Below are 14,821 nucleotides of genomic sequence, written 5' to 3' on the forward strand. Positions count from 1 at the left end.
AACGGCAAGACAGGTTCATACCAACTGTTAGCACAGTCGTCAACTTAAGACTGCCGGTGACGATACTTGAGATCGAACTGATTTCAGGTCATAGAATCCGATATGTGGATAATATTTTGGACTGTGATGGACAGACTGGGTTGCCAGGAAAGTTGAGCCTTGGATCAAAGAAATGGATTAGAGTTCAGATTATGATAGTATGATTGGATATACAGAAATAGCAGATAAGAGGATCAAGAAACTCGTAAGGAGGGTATTTGTCCACCATTGTCGTCTTTCCATTTTCCGCTGGTGAGCCACCTGAAATCCTTTTGATGTCAATCCGAACCCATTTTCATGTACTAGTCCAATTTCTTGCAAATAATTCCGTGATTCTGCTATCTCTTCTGGGGTTAGACCAGTCTCTTCTGAAATAACATGGTTCTTTCCAAGGAAATCACCAAGTGCTTCCCCAAAACCTTCATACGACTCATTGGTTGACATCTGATGTTCATACATCGCTATAAGAACTTTGACCCAATTCGCTTTCTCTTGCTTAAACGGGATATTCATGAGAAGCAGATAGGAGTAGATCCTAATCGTTCTGACGATTGAGTGAACTATATCGATCCTAATCGTCTGCGGTTCCGTTTTACTAGCTCGAAAAGAGAGTAGAGCCGGCGCTGCTAATCGAAATCAGATCTCGAGTCCCCGAATCAACGCCGCGACCGTCTCCCGATCTCGTTCCGGATCGACGAGGTCACTCGAATCTCCGTCGAGTCCGGCGTCGACCGCCCACTCGCTCCGATCGAACTCGAGGGGCACCGTCCCGCCGGCCATTCCGTAGCTCTCCTCGGTCGGCCAGACGGCGACGTGGGCTTCTGCAGGGAGTCGAGCCGTCGTTTCGCCGCCCTCGAGCGGGTACGCGGCGTCGAGGACGTACCACGTGCCTGCGGCTCCGTTCGGGCCTTCGAACTCGAGAGCGTCGCGCTGTCCGTCGACGACGACACCTTCGTCCGTGATGGTGTCGACGAACTGTGATTTGGCCTTCGGCGCGGCCATCGATAGCGCCGACGACGGCGAGACGCCGACCGCCGAGAGCGGCGGCGAGAACGTCATCTCGACGGTAAACAGCGACCGGACCGGAATCTCGCTTCCGGCGGCCGATTCGAGGGACGTGGTTTCGACCGGTTCGTACAGCGTGGTTTCGGCGGTGATCGAGGTAACCATCACGGTCGTCTCCGCGGTTCGGGTACCGAGGGGCTGCCACTCCTCGGCCAGCGGCTCCGGCAAGTCGTGCGACATCTATCCCGTCTACGCGAGGGATACCTTTCGATGTGTTGCTCTCGACGTTCGTCGACGACCTGTGTTCGTTCGAAGCATCGTGCTGGAATCAACCCCGTCGGGGTTCAGATTTCGATGTTCTCCTGGCGTTTTCGCTCGAGTCGCTGACAGCCAACGACCAGCGAATCGGGGATGTCGCCCACAGCCGAGTGCAACGCGTCGAAGACGATGCCGACTTCCTCGAAGTTGGGGCCTCGAGAGGCCGACAGGGGCTCTCGCTCCCACTCGATGAACCCCATGTCCGCAAGCATCGGGAGATGGCGGTGATATAGCTCCTGGCGGAGACGATCGGCATCGATGGGGACGTTCGGATTCGCGGCACTTTCCGGGAGCGGCACCGACTGGTTCGGCGGCGCATCGAGCAGGGAGAAAACGAGTTGCCGACGAGGTTCCGCCGAGACTGCCTCGAAAACGCTGTCCCACTTCTCGATGACGCGCTGTCCGTTCTCGACCCGTACGTCTAGCGTGTTCATACTCGAGTGGATCGAATTCAGCCCATATAAAACATTGTCCTAACGACACGATCGGTAGAAATTATGCGTGAGACCTACGTTAGAACGTGAACTTCTGGGTCGGTGTCGATCGAATCCGTCGTGCTCGAGGGAAGATCGGTTCGATCGTACGGACTGCTGTCGGTCAGTGACGGCACACTCGCAGGGTTGGTTGCAGTTGTACCTGTAAATCGATTAGCAGACCGTCTTAGTCGGCCGAGAGCCCCTCGAAGTAGATCGCTCGCTGTTCGTCGGCCGCGGGCGTCGTCAGCAGCGAGACGCCGACGGTCACGACGAGACCGACGCCCATCCCGACGATGCCGGCGGTCCAGCCCATGTACGTGCCCTGTAACACCGTCGTAACGACGGCGATCAGTAGGGGGACGAGTTCGCCGGCGAGAGGAACGATCGCGAGGAACTCGAGTGCCGCCACGATCGGATCGACGAAGAGGTTCCCGAGGTAGAACGCCTGGCTAGCGAGGATTCCTGCTACGATCCCGTCACGGGTGGTCTTGCGCCAGTAGAGCGCGACCATCACTGGCAGAGCGAGCTGGGCGAAGCCGCTGAAGGCTGCGTCGCCGAGTTCGAACAGCGTCGCCGGATTCCAGAGGCTGACGACGAACGCCGCCGTCGCGAACACGACGACGCCGACGCGGGCGATCAGGTCCTCGCGGCGGTCCGAGACGTCGGCCTCGAGGTAGGGTCGGTAGATGTCTCGCGTGAAGTACGACGAGCCCGACAGCAGCATCGAGTCCGAGGATGACATCATCGCGGCCATCGCGCCGGCGATGACGAGCGCGGCGAACCAGACGGGCGTGTACTCCGCGAGGACGGCCGGGAGGACGTTCCCGCTCTCGGGGACCGTCACGTCCAGTCCACGGGCCCACGCGCCGAGCATGAACGACGGGACGAACAGCAGGACACAGAGGATCGGCCACAGCGCGAACGAGCGCTTGAGTACCGTTCGCGAGCCAGCGGCGAAAAAACGCTGGTTGACCTGCGGGAACATCGCCACGCCGAAGCCGATCACGATAGCCGTCGAGAGCATCCACTGGACCGTGTAGTGGTCGCTACCCAGCGTCAGATGGTGGGCCGCCTCCGCCTCGAGCGCGGCCGTCGCGACGCCGGGGCCGCCGACGACCGCGAGCACCCAGATCATCGCGATCCAGGTCGTTACGAGCATGAATAGGCCCTGCAGGGTGTCCGTCCAGGCGATCCCGCGCATTCCCGCGACGACGACGTAGAGGATCATAAAGGCCGTAATCAGCCCCGCACCGACGGCGTAGGGGACGGCTCCTTCGGTCAGCGCCTCGAGTGCCGTCCCTGCCCCGACCTGCTGGAGCATGACGTAGGGGAACAGCCACAGGAGGCTGACGCCCGCGACGAGTCCGCGGAGTCGTCTCGAGCCGAAGCGGTCGCCGAGCATCTCTCCGAGGGTGACGTAGCCGCGCTGCTGGCCGAGCAGCCACTGTTTGTAGCCGATGGCGTACCAGAGAATCGCGAAGATGATCCCGTCCATCAGCCCCATGACGAGGATCCACTCGGGGCCCTCGTGGTAGGCGACGTTCGGGCCGGCGAAGAACGTGAACGCCGACAGTAGCGTCGCGAACGTCGTAAACAGCAAGACGACGGTTCCGAGCGTTCGGCTGGCGAGGTAGAAGTCCTCGGCCGTCCGATCGGTCAGTCGGTACGCGACCAGGCCGACGACGAGCGCGAGCAGGAGGTAGCCGACGATGATGCCGAGCTGTATCGCAAGCGTCACGGTCCATCACCTCCGCTCTCGTTTCCGGGTCGGTCGCCCGCTCGAGCAGGGGCGGCCCTGCTTTCGATTCCGATTCCCCACGCACGTTGAGTGAAGATCCAGAAGACGATCGACGCCAGTATCATCCATCCAATGTGCCACCACAGCCACAGTGGGAGGCCGGCGACGACCGTTCCCTCTCCCCAGAGGAACCACGGGATCGCGAGCGCACTGAGGACGATGGCGACGACGATCCAGCCGACGAGTTCCGAACGGCGCATATCGGTTGGTCCGATCGAACGTGGTTAACGGTTTCTATTCGATTACCACTATTGAAGAGATTTATTCACCGATAGAGAGTCACACTTCCCCTCCTGCGATTCCCGGTAGCTAAAAGCGTTCTTTCAGGTAGGAAAAGGAGTATATGTGTTGGCCAGAGAATGGGAATTAATCGATATGGCCCGTCTCTTCCCCTTTCGCTCCGAGACGTCTCCGCAGGACGGAACGCCGCGCGTCGTCGACCTCGAGGGGGAAGACGCCGACGCGGTGTTCAGTGCCCTCTCCTCGACGACGGCCCGGAAGATCTACTCGCAACTCGACGCCCAGCCGGGAACGCCGAGCGACGTCGCCGACGGCATCGACTCCTCGATCCAGAACGTCCGGTACCACCTCGAGAACCTGGAGGATGCCGGCCTCGTCGAGGTCGTCGACACCTGGTACTCCTCGCGTGGCAACGAGATGAGCGTCTACGCGACGACCGACGGCCCGCTGATCGTTACCAGCGACGAGTCGAAAGCGGACCAGCTCAAGAAGGCGATTTCGCGGCTGATCGGCGGTATCGGTGCGCTCGCCGGCGGGAGTCTGCTCGTTCAGTACGGTGCAACCCGCTGGATGGCACCGGGAACGGGAGCAACGCCGGGAGCGACAGAGGACGGAAGCGGAGAGTGGCTCGGTCCCAGCACCGAGACGGACGACCGAGCGGACGCTGCCGACGAAGAAACGGCGGACGACGCCGGCGACGACGCGGGGATCGCAGGTGTTCAAGAGGACACGGACGACGATGCACAGGTCACCGCCGAGGACGAAGACGTCTACGTCGGGGACGAAGTCGAATTCGACAGCTACGACGCCATCCCCGACGGCGGAGCCGAGGCCACTGATGCCGTCTTCGCCGTGCCGCCGGGTGTCCTCTTCTTCCTCGGGGGTCTGGTCGTCTTGCTCGCGGTCGCGTACTGGTACTGGTATCGGCCGGCGTACTGATCGGCACGTCCGTCCACGAACGCTTCGCATGTCAACAGCTATTTGCCCGTCACGATCCAACTTCGTATAAACCGATCTCTCGCGCGATTGCAATACCGTCGCGTCGTCCCCTCCCGGGGACAGATCCCTATGGAAGATACCTCGAAATACCTCATCCACGCGGACGTTACGGCTGACGGGGTCGTCGAGCGGAGCGACGTCGTCGGCGCTATCTTCGGGCAGACGGAGGGGCTGCTGGGCGACGAACTCGACCTCCGTGATCTCCGCCAGTCACAGAAAGTCGGCCGCATCGACGTCGAAATAGCCAGCACCGGCGGCAAGTCACACGGCCACCTCACCATCGCGACCAGCCTCGACAAGGTCGAGACCGCGACGCTCGCCGCCTCCCTCGAGACGATCGACCGCGTCGGCCCCTGTCGGGCGAACCTCGAGGTGACCGAACTCGAGGACGTGCGCGCGGCAAAACGCAAGGAGGTCGTCGAACGGGCGAAGGAACTGCTCGAGACGGGCTTCGACGACTCCGTGATGAGTTCCGAGGAGATCCTCGCGGAGGTCCGCCAGCACGTTCGCGTCGAGGACATCACCGAGTACGAGGGCGTCCCGGCCGGGCCACGGGTCACCGACAGCGACGCGATCATCGTCGTCGAAGGTCGATCGGACGTACTCACTCTGTTGAAGTACGGCGTCAAGAACGCGATCGCGGTCGAAGGAACGAACGTTCCCGACGCCATCGCCGAATTAACCCGTCACCGAACGGTCACTGCCTTCCTCGACGGCGACCGTGGCGGCGACCTCATTCTCGAGGAGCTCGCACAGGTTGGTGACATCGACTACGTGGCCTTCGCCCCGTCGGGCGAGTCCGTCGAGGAACTCGACCACCACCAGCTGTTTACCGCGCTCCGGAACAAGGTCCCCTACGAGACGGTCTCGGGAATGAACGAGCCTCGAGAAGCGATCGCGGCGACCGACGGCAGCGCGACGCCCGCACCGTCGCCGACCCGGGAGCGACCCGACCCGTCCTCGAGCGACCGCGACAGCGACGACGAATCGAGCCCGTCGACGGTCGACGTGACCGACGACCCGCCCTCCGCCGTCGACTCGCGACCTACGCCGTCCGAGACGAGTGCTGACGACGACGCCGAGGAAGCGGACGACGAACACCCAGTCGAGGAACCCGAAACCGTCTACGGTCACGCAGACGAGGTCGTCCGCCAGGGAACCGACCGCGTTCGGTTTCTCGACGCCGAGAACGAGCCGATCGACGAGGCCGATGCGAGCGAGGCCTACGCGACGCTCGAGGACCTCGAGTCGGCTCCGACGACGATGGTCCTCGACGAGATTCTCGGCCAGCGGCTGCTCGATCTGGCGGCCGACCGCGGCGTCGAACGGATCGTCGCCCGCTCGCTCGGCCAGTTCACCAAGCGGCCGACCGACGTCCGTATCCACGCCATCGACGACGTCGCGGAGGAAGCGCCGACGACCGACTGACCGTCCGCCGCCGATAGACGTGGCTGTGATGGTCACACAGAGTCCTGTCGGTCCGATTCGTTCATATTCTCTCTCTTCCGAGTTCCGCCAATGAGTCCGCCCGCATCGGCTGCACTGTTTCTCCTCGGTGTATGGGTGCTCGTGATGCTCGCAGTGCCGTGTGTCGCCGCGTACCACCAGTGGCGCTGGAAGAACGGTCTCACGAGCGATGGCTATCCGTTCCCGGAAAGCGAAAGCGTCCCGGCCGACGATTCGATGCCCGCAGACGACTAGTCGTCACCCGAGAACCGCGAGCGAGAGCACGAGCAACGCGGCGACGATCGCACCGGAAAGTGTCGCGAGGAAGTTCACGCCCTGGTTGCCGAGCAGTTTCCCCTCGAGCGTCGCCCCGAGAAGGCTGTCGACGGTCATTCCGACGAAGCCGGCCGCGAGGACGATACCGGCACCGACGACGTCGACCTCGGGGAACAGCCAGTAGGAGATGCCGGCGACGACCGCCGCACCCGCGATGCCGGCGATTTCGCCTTGCCAGGTGACGCCGCCGTCGGTGCCGGGTTCGACGGGTTCGAAGGTCGTGATCAGCCGCGGCGTCTCGAAGACGCTGCCGATCTCGCTCGAGAGCGTGTCGCTCATCGCGGTTGCGACGGAGCCGGCGAACGCGAACAGGAAGAGGTTCGGATCGGGATTGCCGGGCAGGAGCGTTGCAGAACTGGCGGCGTAGCCGAGGACGGCGACGAGTCCGACGGCGGCGTTGCCGAGGACGTTGCCCGTCCCGCGAGCGCCGTCGTTGTCCTCGGCGACGCCCAGATCCTCCTTTCGCTCGTAGCGGAACTTCGTCGCGAGACCGCCGATCGCGAAGAAGGAGATGAGGACGACGAACCAGCCGTAGCCGCCCAGAACGATCGTCAACAGTCCCAGGAGGACGCCGGTGAGCATCCCGGCGACCGAGGCCGTCTCGAGCGCGTAGGAGACGTACCCAAGCGCGATCGTCACTACGAGCGCGGCGGCGATTTCGACGGCGCCGAGTGCTGGCTCGAGTTCGGCCAGCAGCCACAGCAGGAGGCCGACCGAGATCATGACGATGGGGTCGTCGTAGAGCAAGAGGACGTCACGGAGCAGAGCAGCGAGCAGGGCGCCGCTGGCGGCGAGAAAGAGGATACTCGGCAGGGCGGTCTCGACGGCCTCGATCGATCCGGTGATCGCGAGCGTCCCGGACTGTCCGACGACTCCCGCCGCCGTCGCCGCGAGCGCGAACGCAGTGACGTGGGCGACGTCGTCGTCGGTCCACAGGCGGACAGCCTGTTCGACGAGGTTCCCGTAGCCGACCAGGAAGACGGTCCCGACGAAGACGGCAATCGACATCGACGTTCCGACCGCGAGCAAGCCGAGTGCGACCCCTGCGAGGACGAACGTGAGTAGCCCGTAGAGACGACCGTCCTCGTAGTCACCCGGATAGGCAAGCAGATCGAAGAGCGGCCCGTCGGTGATGGCGAACGTACCGAGTAGCAAGGCTGCAGCGAGCACCCCGGCGATTTCGGGCCCCAGCAGCGGGACGGCGAGCGAGAGCGTACAGAGTGCTGCAAAGACGCCGGCTCGCCGAACGGGTTCTGTCACGATTATCGGTCCCTTTCTGTCGGGTTTACTTGAAGGTTCCCGAACTCAAATCGATGGCGTTTTCGAACGATACGAGCAGTCTCTCGTAGTTTCTGTCCCTTTTCTGAGGGCAGGATTGTCGTCATCACGGACCGATTTCGGCGGACGAGACCGTCCGGTAGCGCAACCTGTATAGTACCTGCCCTGATAGCTGCCGGCGTGGGACTGTACGAACGCTATCTCGCCCTCCGGATCCGCCGTCACGAAGCCGGGCCGCCGGACCACGTCGCGCTCGTCATCACCGAACGCGACCTGCTCGAGCAGGGCGCCTACGACACGCTGACCGACTTCTTCGAGTGGGCTGTCGACTACGCGTCGCTCGTGACCGTCTACGTGAGCGTCCTCGACCTCGAGGCCGTCCCCGCCCTGCGTCGGGAACTCGAGACGATCGACGCGCCCCGCGAGGTCGCCGTTCGCGGGCCCGAGGATCGGACGCCGGCGGACGCACCGATCCAGATCGGAATCGGACTCGGCGGGAAACACGAGTTCACGAGCGCGGTCCGGACGCTCGCGGAGAGCGTCGAAGCAGGTGAACTTGCGCCCGAAGAGATCGACGACGAGGCAGTCGAGACGCATCTGGTCTTCCCCGCGGAGCCGGATCTGGTGATCAAGACCGGTGCGGAGCGCCTCTCGGATTTCATGATCTGGCAGTCGGTCTACTCGGAACTGTACTTCACCGACGTCAACTGGCGGGACTTCCGCAAGCGGGACTTCCTGCGGGCCGTGCGTGAGTACTGCAATCGGTCGCGGCGGTTCGGTCGGTGACGGAGACGCTCGAGGCCCCGATAACCGCCCGATAGAAGGCTCAAAAACGATTTTGACTCTCCGTCCGATCTAATATAGCTCTCGTCGAACGACCAGTATGGCAGTGATAGCCGCCTTCAAAGACGGTTGGACAGCCCTCCTCGAGAACCCGATCCTGCTCGCTGCCGGTTTCGTCTACGCAGTCGGCAGCCAGCTCGTGACGGTCGGCGAGCTAACGGGATCGTTGGCCGTCAGCGTCGTCGCGTCGGTCGCGTGGTTCCTGCTGTTCCCGTTCGTCCTCGGTGGACTCATCGGAGCCGCACTCGAGGCCGTTCGGGGAGCGGAGACGTCGTTCGGCCGGTTTCTCGGCACGGGAAGACAGTACTACCTTCGGCTGCTGCTCGCGACGGTGTTGTTCGCGGTGCTCGTCTTCGGGTTCGTCATCGTCACGATGATTCCGTCGTTCGTCGCCGGATTCGGCGTGGTCGGACTGGCGGGGATCGACGAGACCGCTGCGATCGGTGCCGGTATCCTCCTGTTCGTGGGATACGTGTTGCTCGTGGCGTTTTTCATCATGTTCATCCAGTTCTACGACGCTGCGATCGTCGTCGACGAGGAGTCGACGCTGGCTGCCTTTTCGCGAAGCGTCGGCTTGGTTCGCCGGAACCTATTGAGCGTGATCGGCTACTCGATCCTCTGGGCGGTGCTGTTGAATCTGCTGCTGGTCCCCGAGTACCTGCTGCAGGCGACGATAGACGAAGCGCCGTTCCTGCCCGCGATCGATCCGACCGTCGCCCAGTTGCTCCTGATCCCCGCGGGAATCGTCCTCGGAACGTTCGCCTTCGCGTACCTCTACACCGTCCACACGGCGTACTACGTTCGGATCGCACTCGGCGAAGACGACGGTGCTGACGGAACAGCCGGGGTGCAGACGCCCCCGGCCGACTGACTCAAAATTCGTTTTGAGTCACGGAAAGAACTACCCACCATCCCCGCAAAGCGTTAGCCCAGCGACAGTCGCTCGGCTCGAGCATCGACCGAGCGACCCCACAGACCCATGTCGAAACTACTCCCGACGCGAACCGACGCCACCGTCCAGCGAAGCGGCGATCCGGCAGTGTTGTGTATCGACGACGAGGAGACGCAAGCGGTCTTTAGCGCGCTCTCGTCGGAAACAGCGTACGAGGTCTTCCAGTTGCTAAACGAGGAGCCGGCGACGCCGACGGCGATCGCCGGCCGACTCGAGCTGTCGATCCAGAACGTCCAGTACCACCTCGAGAACCTTCAGGACGCGGGCCTGATCGAGGTCGCCGACACCTGTTACTCCGAGAAGGGCCGCGAGATGGATGTCTTCGTCGTCTCGACCGAGCCGACGCTCGTCTTCCTGGGGACCGACGACGATCGTGCCTCCCTCAGACGAGCGTTCAAGGCGTTCTCGTCGCTCGTCGGCCCGCCGGCGATCCTGCTCGCGATCGGTGAAACGCTCTCGCGACTGCTTGCCGGTGAATGAGCGACTCGTCGGACGCATCGCTGCCGTCTCCATCGGGTGCTCACGCCGGAACCCGGAGCGTTGAAGCCGTCACTTCCAGTACAGGTACTCGAATGGTCCCGGCGATCAAGGACCGCCGCGACGTCGACGGCTGTGCCTGCCTCCAGTGTCGGAGCGTGACGGCTGCGACGACCCGGCGAACGATCCTCGAGTCGGTGCTCTGGAGTGCCACCCTCCTCCGTTCGTACCCGTCTATTCTCGCGTTCGCGATACCGTTCGTCCTCACTCGCCGGCTCCTCGAGAGCAGCCTGCTCTCGCTATCTCCACTCGTCATCGGACTGTTCGAGGGTGCGATCACGTTCGGACTCTTCGTCTTTCTCCGGGCGTACGTCGGGGCGATCGTCGCGGGCGAGTTGACTGACGTTCAGGTCTCGGTAACCGATCGCGTCCGTCACGGTCTCGGACGGCTTCCCGCACTCTTCGGGCTGGCGCTCGTGGCCGTCGGCCTGTTCTTCGGTGTCTGGATGCTGGCGACGGTCGTCTCGATGATCGGAGTCGGCGCTGTCCTCGCTGCCCCGATCGAATTGTCGATGGTTCCACCTGCCGTCGGTTTCGGTGCGCTCGTGGTGTTTGTATCACTCCCGTTTCTGTATCTGATCTTCAAGATCTGGATCGCGATGGAAGCGTGTATCGTCGGGCAGTACGGCCCGCTCGAATCCGTTCGCGTGAGCTGGCGGATCACCGGAAACTACGGGCGAAAGCTCCTCGTCATCCTCGTCGGCCTCGTCGGGAGCGTCGGATTTCTCTATGCCGTCGCGTTCGTGCCCGACGTCGGTGGCGCGTCCACGCTCGGACCGGTCGTTAGCGCGGTTGCGACGAGTGTCGGCGAGATCACGTCCGTGGTCTGGTTCGGCGTCTACGGCCACCTCTACGTCCAAGGGATCGTCGGAGTCGACGGCTAACCTTCTCGAGCGACATCACAGGTGTCGGTCCGACGAGCGACGAGTATCACGCCGACAGCGACGGCCAGACCAGCCGCTCCGATCCCGAAACCAGGGGTTTCGTCGACCGACGGCTCGTTTCGAGCGGTGCCGGTTTCGTTCCCGTCAGTGGCCCGTTCGGTACCGGGTCCGGTATCGTCTTGATCGACGATCGACTCGCCCTCGGTTACGCTCCCGTTCCCATCGATCACTGCAGCCGGTGAATTGCCAGGATAGTGTGATTCGAACAGGGGCGGCTCTCGCTCGAGGTGGACGTGAATCTCCTCGTCGGTCGGGAGCGTCGTCCGGTCGCCGTCGGGGACCGTCAACGTCCGGTTCGTCCCGGGATCGAGGCGTTCCCTGTAGTGGAGGTCGTCGTCGGCGTCGGTTATCCGGACCGTTCCGCCGTGTGAGAGCGCCACGTCGAGCGTAAGATTCCGCGCCGGGGTGCCGTCGACGGTCGTCTCGCCGACGTCGATTACCTCGAGTTCGCCGGCAGGGTTCTCGACCGATCCGGCGTAGGTCTCGATGACCGTCCCGTCGTGACGTAGTTCGAGTTCGTAGCCGGTTCCGGGGTCGACGTCCGCGAGGTCGAATTCGAACCCGCCGTCCGGGGACGGACCGACCGTCGCGGTTCGGGCTTCGCCCTCGAGTTCGAGGCGAACGTCGACTCCCTCGTCCGCGGGGACGTTGACCTCGACGTCGCGTTGCATCGTCTCGGTCGGGAGCGGATCGCCGTCCGAGAGATGTCGTACTTCGGCTTTCGACTCGTAGAATCGCATCGGTTCGTCCATCGGATACGGTTCGTGTTCCGTCCCGTACGCGACGCCGAACGCCTCGCGGTCCCACACGTCCTGCTCGTCGGCGACCGGGAAACCGGGCTCGACGACGGCGTAGGTGACGGTTCCATCCCGGTAGATCGTCGTATTCTCGGGTCCGAGCGGAACCTCCGTCACCCCGGTCTCCGGCGTCGGGTTCGTCTGGTAGAGTCGGAGATCCGCGTCGGCGTCCTCGAGGGCGTCGAAGAACTCGTTCGTCCCCTCGGCACCGTTCGTCGATTCGGAGGCTGGCAACTGTTCGTCCTCGATCGCCACGACGAGCGTCTCGGTCCACACCATCGCGCTCGCGTTCTCGATCGATCCGTCGGCGATCAGGGACTCGATCTCGTCGGCGTTCTCGAGGTCGTCACTGGTGACGTCAACGGCTCTGTACGTCGTCACCGTCGCGTTCTCGTCGGTTGCGACGGCGACGGGGACCAGTCCAGCCGCCACGAGACCAAACACGATCGTCGCGGTGATCGCTGCGAAGAGGGCAACACGTCGCATACGACGCACCATTCTATCAATTCGATAAAACGATGCCGACTCCTCGACATCGATTGCTCACTCGATACCGGAAGAGGGACGAAGCGGACGAACACTCGGCTTTATCGGCAATTTTCGACTTTCAATCGGGTTTTCGAGACGGACTGTTAGAAAGGGTTTAAGAACATTGACTGTAAGATTCCAGCAGTGACCGAACCGTATCGGCGAACGCCGTCTCCTCTCGGATAGTTCTCCAAATCGATGTATCCATGATGTTCGACTCACTGTCAGGATTCCCGCTCGAGGACCCAATCTACGTATTTACGCTCGCGCTGGCTGCCTTTCTCGTCGGGCCGTTGCTCATCAAACGGCTCGGTCAGCCGGGAATCGTCGGAATCGTTCTCCTTGGGGTGTTGATCGGGCCTGACGGCACCGGGCTGGTCGCACACGGCGATGCGATCGAACTGCTCGGAACCGTCGGACTGGTCTACCTGCTGTTTACGGTCGGACTCGAACTCAATCTCCGTGGCTTCTTCCGTGCACCCGAAAACGCCGCCGTATTCGGGTTGACGAGTTTCTTCCTGCCGTTGACTGTGGGCGTATTCGTCTGTACGTCAGTCCTGGGATTCGACTTCTGGCCAGCACTCCTGCTCTCAGCGGTGTTCGCCTCGCACACGCTTCTGGCCTACCCAATCGTCAACCGCTACGACGTCACGCAAAACGACGCCGTCACGGCCGTCTTCGGCGGTATCCTGTTTACCGATACGCTCGCGCTGACACTGCTCGCGATCGTCCTCGGCGTCGCCGACGGCGGCGGACTCTCTCCACTCCTGATCGGCCAGGTGTTTAGCTCCCTCATACTCCTGTTCGCGACCGTCTGGCTCGTCGTCCCGCCGATCGCCCGGTGGTTCTTCTACAACCTTTCAGACGAGAGTTACTTCGAATTCCTCTTCGTACTCGTCTTCGTCTTCGCCAGTGCGAGTCTCGCCGAAATCCTCGGCATCGACGGAATCCTCGGCGCATTCGTCGCCGGCGTCGCGTTCAACCGCCTGATCCCACAGGGCAGTACGCTGATGAACCGCATCGAATTCGTCGGGAACGCATTTTTCATTCCCTTCTTCCTGTTGCACGTCGGAATGCTCGTCAACGTCGGCGTAATACTGGACGGTCCACAAACGCTCCAAATCGCGACAGTCATCATCGCAACGATGATCGGTACGAAGTTCGTCGCCGCCTGGACCGTCGGCGAACTTCTCGACTTCGATCGGACCGAACGCGGCGTCATGTTCGGCCTCTCGAGCGGACAGGCTGCTGCCGCGCTGGCGATCACGATCCTCGGCGTCGAGGCCGGCCTCTTCGGTGCGGCCGAACTCAATGCAGTCGTCCTAATGTTGCTCGTGACCGCGCTGGTCAGCCCGTGGATAACCGAACGATACAGCCGCCGGCTCGCAGTATCCGACGACGCCGATCCCGAACGCGAGGACGCGGTTGACCCTCGAATCTTGCTCCCGCTTCCACCAGACTCCGAAAACCGACGGGATCTCCTCGAGTTCGGGTTCTTGCTCCGAGACGAGTCGGGAACGAACCCGATTCACTTGCTCTCGGTCGTCCGGCCAAGCTGGAGCGGAGATACGGAGTCGAACGTCGAGGAAGTCGAAAGCCAGCTCCGGGATCTCGCCGAGTTCGCCTACGCGGCGGAAGCACCGCTCGAGATCGAAACGCGCGTCAACCACAACGTGGCCTCGGGGATTGCACGCGGCGCACTCGAGACGCGATCGGACCACGTCATCATGGGATGGAATCCGAGCAAGACTTTCGGCGAGAAGGTGTTCGGGAGTATCATCGATCAGGTACTCGACTGGACCACGCTTCCGGTCTCGGTCACGCACTTCGGTCACCCGGTGAACACGACCGGCCACCTGCGAGTGATCGTTCCGCGAAGTATCGATCACCACGACGGCTTCTACGAGGGGGTGTACAAGGTCAAGCGACTCGCGGACAAACTCGGCGTCCCGATCACGGTCTACGTCTTCGAAGAGCAGACCAACCGGTACCAGCAACTGTTCGATTTCGTCGAGATCGATGTCTCGGCCGAGTTCGAAACGGTCTCCGGCTGGGATGACCTCCAGTCCGAACTCAGAGACGTCACCGAGTCTAACGACCTCGTCGTGACGCTCTCGTCGCGGGTCGGTGGCGTCGGCTGGGACGACGAACTGGAAGCACTCCCGAATCGGCTCGTCGAACTGCCGTCGCGCTCGTTCGTCGTGTTCTACCTGCGGGAAGGTGAGCCCGACTACGACTCGCAGTTCCTCCGGATCGACTGACCGTCGAACGAGAACAACGTTTGA

Annotated in this window: 14 protein-coding genes; 8 read left to right on the forward strand and 6 right to left on the reverse strand. The window is 62.5% G+C overall.

What is annotated here, in order from left to right:
- Positions 1–675: 675 nt before the first annotated feature.
- The 4 genes from BLR35_RS09735 to BLR35_RS09750 form a co-directional block, all read right to left on the reverse strand.
- Positions 676–1,284, reverse strand: a complete 609-nt coding sequence (locus BLR35_RS09735) for a DUF6517 family protein (RefSeq protein ID WP_090381042.1) — start codon at positions 1,282–1,284, stop codon at positions 676–678.
- A gap of 104 nt (positions 1,285–1,388) precedes the next feature.
- A complete protein-coding gene (locus BLR35_RS09740) occupies positions 1,389–1,796 on the reverse strand; it encodes a hypothetical protein (protein ID WP_090381045.1) in 408 nt (135 codons plus the stop codon).
- A gap of 226 nt (positions 1,797–2,022) precedes the next feature.
- Complete coding sequence (locus BLR35_RS09745; RefSeq protein WP_090381047.1) at positions 2,023–3,576, reverse strand: sodium:solute symporter family protein; 1,554 nt, start codon at positions 3,574–3,576, stop codon at positions 2,023–2,025.
- Positions 3,573–3,836: a DUF3311 domain-containing protein gene (locus BLR35_RS09750; RefSeq protein WP_090381050.1), complete on the reverse strand. Its 264-nt coding sequence runs from the start codon at positions 3,834–3,836 to the stop codon at positions 3,573–3,575. The genes BLR35_RS09745 and BLR35_RS09750 overlap by 4 nt, the downstream gene beginning before the upstream one ends.
- 175 nt (positions 3,837–4,011) lie before the next feature.
- Between BLR35_RS09750 and BLR35_RS09755 the strand changes: the two genes are divergently transcribed.
- The 3 genes from BLR35_RS09755 (at position 4,012) to BLR35_RS09765 (ending at position 6,576) form a co-directional block, all read left to right on the forward strand.
- On the forward strand, positions 4,012–4,815 hold the full coding sequence (locus tag BLR35_RS09755) for an ArsR/SmtB family transcription factor (protein ID WP_090381052.1): 804 nt from the start codon (positions 4,012–4,014) through the stop codon (positions 4,813–4,815).
- Positions 4,816–4,944: 129 nt separating this feature from the next.
- On the forward strand, positions 4,945–6,303 hold the full coding sequence (dnaG, locus tag BLR35_RS09760) for a DNA primase DnaG (protein WP_090381055.1): 1,359 nt from the start codon (positions 4,945–4,947) through the stop codon (positions 6,301–6,303).
- Positions 6,304–6,393: 90 nt separating this feature from the next.
- A complete protein-coding gene (locus tag BLR35_RS09765) occupies positions 6,394–6,576 on the forward strand; it encodes a hypothetical protein (protein ID WP_090381059.1) in 183 nt (60 codons plus the stop codon).
- A 3-nt stretch (positions 6,577–6,579) separates the two neighbouring features.
- On the opposite strand, the gene BLR35_RS09770 is transcribed toward BLR35_RS09765, so the two are convergent.
- Positions 6,580–7,917 carry a DUF92 domain-containing protein gene (locus tag BLR35_RS09770; RefSeq protein ID WP_090381062.1) on the reverse strand — a complete coding sequence of 446 codons (1,338 nt, stop codon included), beginning with the start codon at positions 7,915–7,917 and terminating at the stop codon, positions 6,580–6,582.
- Positions 7,918–8,115: 198 nt separating this feature from the next.
- Between BLR35_RS09770 and BLR35_RS09775 the strand changes: the two genes are divergently transcribed.
- The 4 genes from BLR35_RS09775 to BLR35_RS09790 all read left to right on the forward strand — a co-directional run bounded on the left by BLR35_RS09775 (position 8,116) and on the right by BLR35_RS09790 (position 11,151).
- Entirely contained in the window at positions 8,116–8,721 is a 606-nt protein-coding gene (locus tag BLR35_RS09775) for an undecaprenyl diphosphate synthase family protein (RefSeq protein ID WP_090381064.1), read from the forward strand.
- A 97-nt stretch (positions 8,722–8,818) separates the two neighbouring features.
- Entirely contained in the window at positions 8,819–9,649 is an 831-nt protein-coding gene (locus BLR35_RS09780) for a DUF7847 domain-containing protein (RefSeq protein WP_090381066.1), read from the forward strand.
- A gap of 108 nt (positions 9,650–9,757) precedes the next feature.
- Positions 9,758–10,210 carry an ArsR/SmtB family transcription factor gene (locus tag BLR35_RS09785; RefSeq protein ID WP_090381069.1) on the forward strand — a complete coding sequence of 151 codons (453 nt, stop codon included), beginning with the start codon at positions 9,758–9,760 and terminating at the stop codon, positions 10,208–10,210.
- Entirely contained in the window at positions 10,207–11,151 is a 945-nt protein-coding gene (locus tag BLR35_RS09790) for a hypothetical protein (protein WP_139169266.1), read from the forward strand. Before BLR35_RS09785 ends, BLR35_RS09790 begins: the two co-directional genes overlap by 4 nt.
- Here the strand turns inward: BLR35_RS09790 and BLR35_RS09795 are convergent.
- Positions 11,148–12,494, reverse strand: coding sequence for a hypothetical protein (locus tag BLR35_RS09795; protein WP_090381074.1), 1,347 nt, complete (start codon positions 12,492–12,494; stop codon positions 11,148–11,150). The genes BLR35_RS09790 and BLR35_RS09795 overlap by 4 nt on opposite strands.
- Positions 12,495–12,745: 251 nt before the next feature.
- Between BLR35_RS09795 and BLR35_RS09800 the strand changes: the two genes are divergently transcribed.
- Entirely contained in the window at positions 12,746–14,797 is a 2,052-nt protein-coding gene (locus BLR35_RS09800) for a cation:proton antiporter (protein WP_090382920.1), read from the forward strand.
- Positions 14,798–14,821 lie beyond the last annotated feature (24 nt).

The sequence above is a fragment of the Natronobacterium texcoconense genome, from assembly GCF_900104065.1.
Classification (GTDB): Archaea; Halobacteriota; Halobacteria; order Halobacteriales; family Natrialbaceae; genus Natronobacterium; species Natronobacterium texcoconense.

Coding starts and splice junctions, on each gene's coding strand:
- BLR35_RS09735 (WP_090381042.1), bottom strand. CDS start 1,284: ATGTCGCACGACTTGCCGGAGCCGCTGGCCGAGGAGTGGCAGCCCCTC.
- BLR35_RS09740 (WP_090381045.1), bottom strand. CDS start 1,796: ATGAACACGCTAGACGTACGGGTCGAGAACGGACAGCGCGTCATCGAG.
- BLR35_RS09750 (WP_090381050.1), bottom strand. CDS start 3,836: ATGCGCCGTTCGGAACTCGTCGGCTGGATCGTCGTCGCCATCGTCCTC.
- BLR35_RS09755 (WP_090381052.1), top strand. CDS start 4,012: ATGGCCCGTCTCTTCCCCTTTCGCTCCGAGACGTCTCCGCAGGACGGA.
- dnaG (WP_090381055.1), top strand. CDS start 4,945: ATGGAAGATACCTCGAAATACCTCATCCACGCGGACGTTACGGCTGAC.
- BLR35_RS09765 (WP_090381059.1), top strand. CDS start 6,394: ATGAGTCCGCCCGCATCGGCTGCACTGTTTCTCCTCGGTGTATGGGTG.
- BLR35_RS09780 (WP_090381066.1), top strand. CDS start 8,819: ATGGCAGTGATAGCCGCCTTCAAAGACGGTTGGACAGCCCTCCTCGAG.
- BLR35_RS09785 (WP_090381069.1), top strand. CDS start 9,758: ATGTCGAAACTACTCCCGACGCGAACCGACGCCACCGTCCAGCGAAGC.
- BLR35_RS09790 (WP_139169266.1), top strand. CDS start 10,207: ATGAGCGACTCGTCGGACGCATCGCTGCCGTCTCCATCGGGTGCTCAC.
- BLR35_RS09795 (WP_090381074.1), bottom strand. CDS start 12,494: ATGCGACGTGTTGCCCTCTTCGCAGCGATCACCGCGACGATCGTGTTT.
- BLR35_RS09800 (WP_090382920.1), top strand. CDS start 12,746: ATGTTCGACTCACTGTCAGGATTCCCGCTCGAGGACCCAATCTACGTA.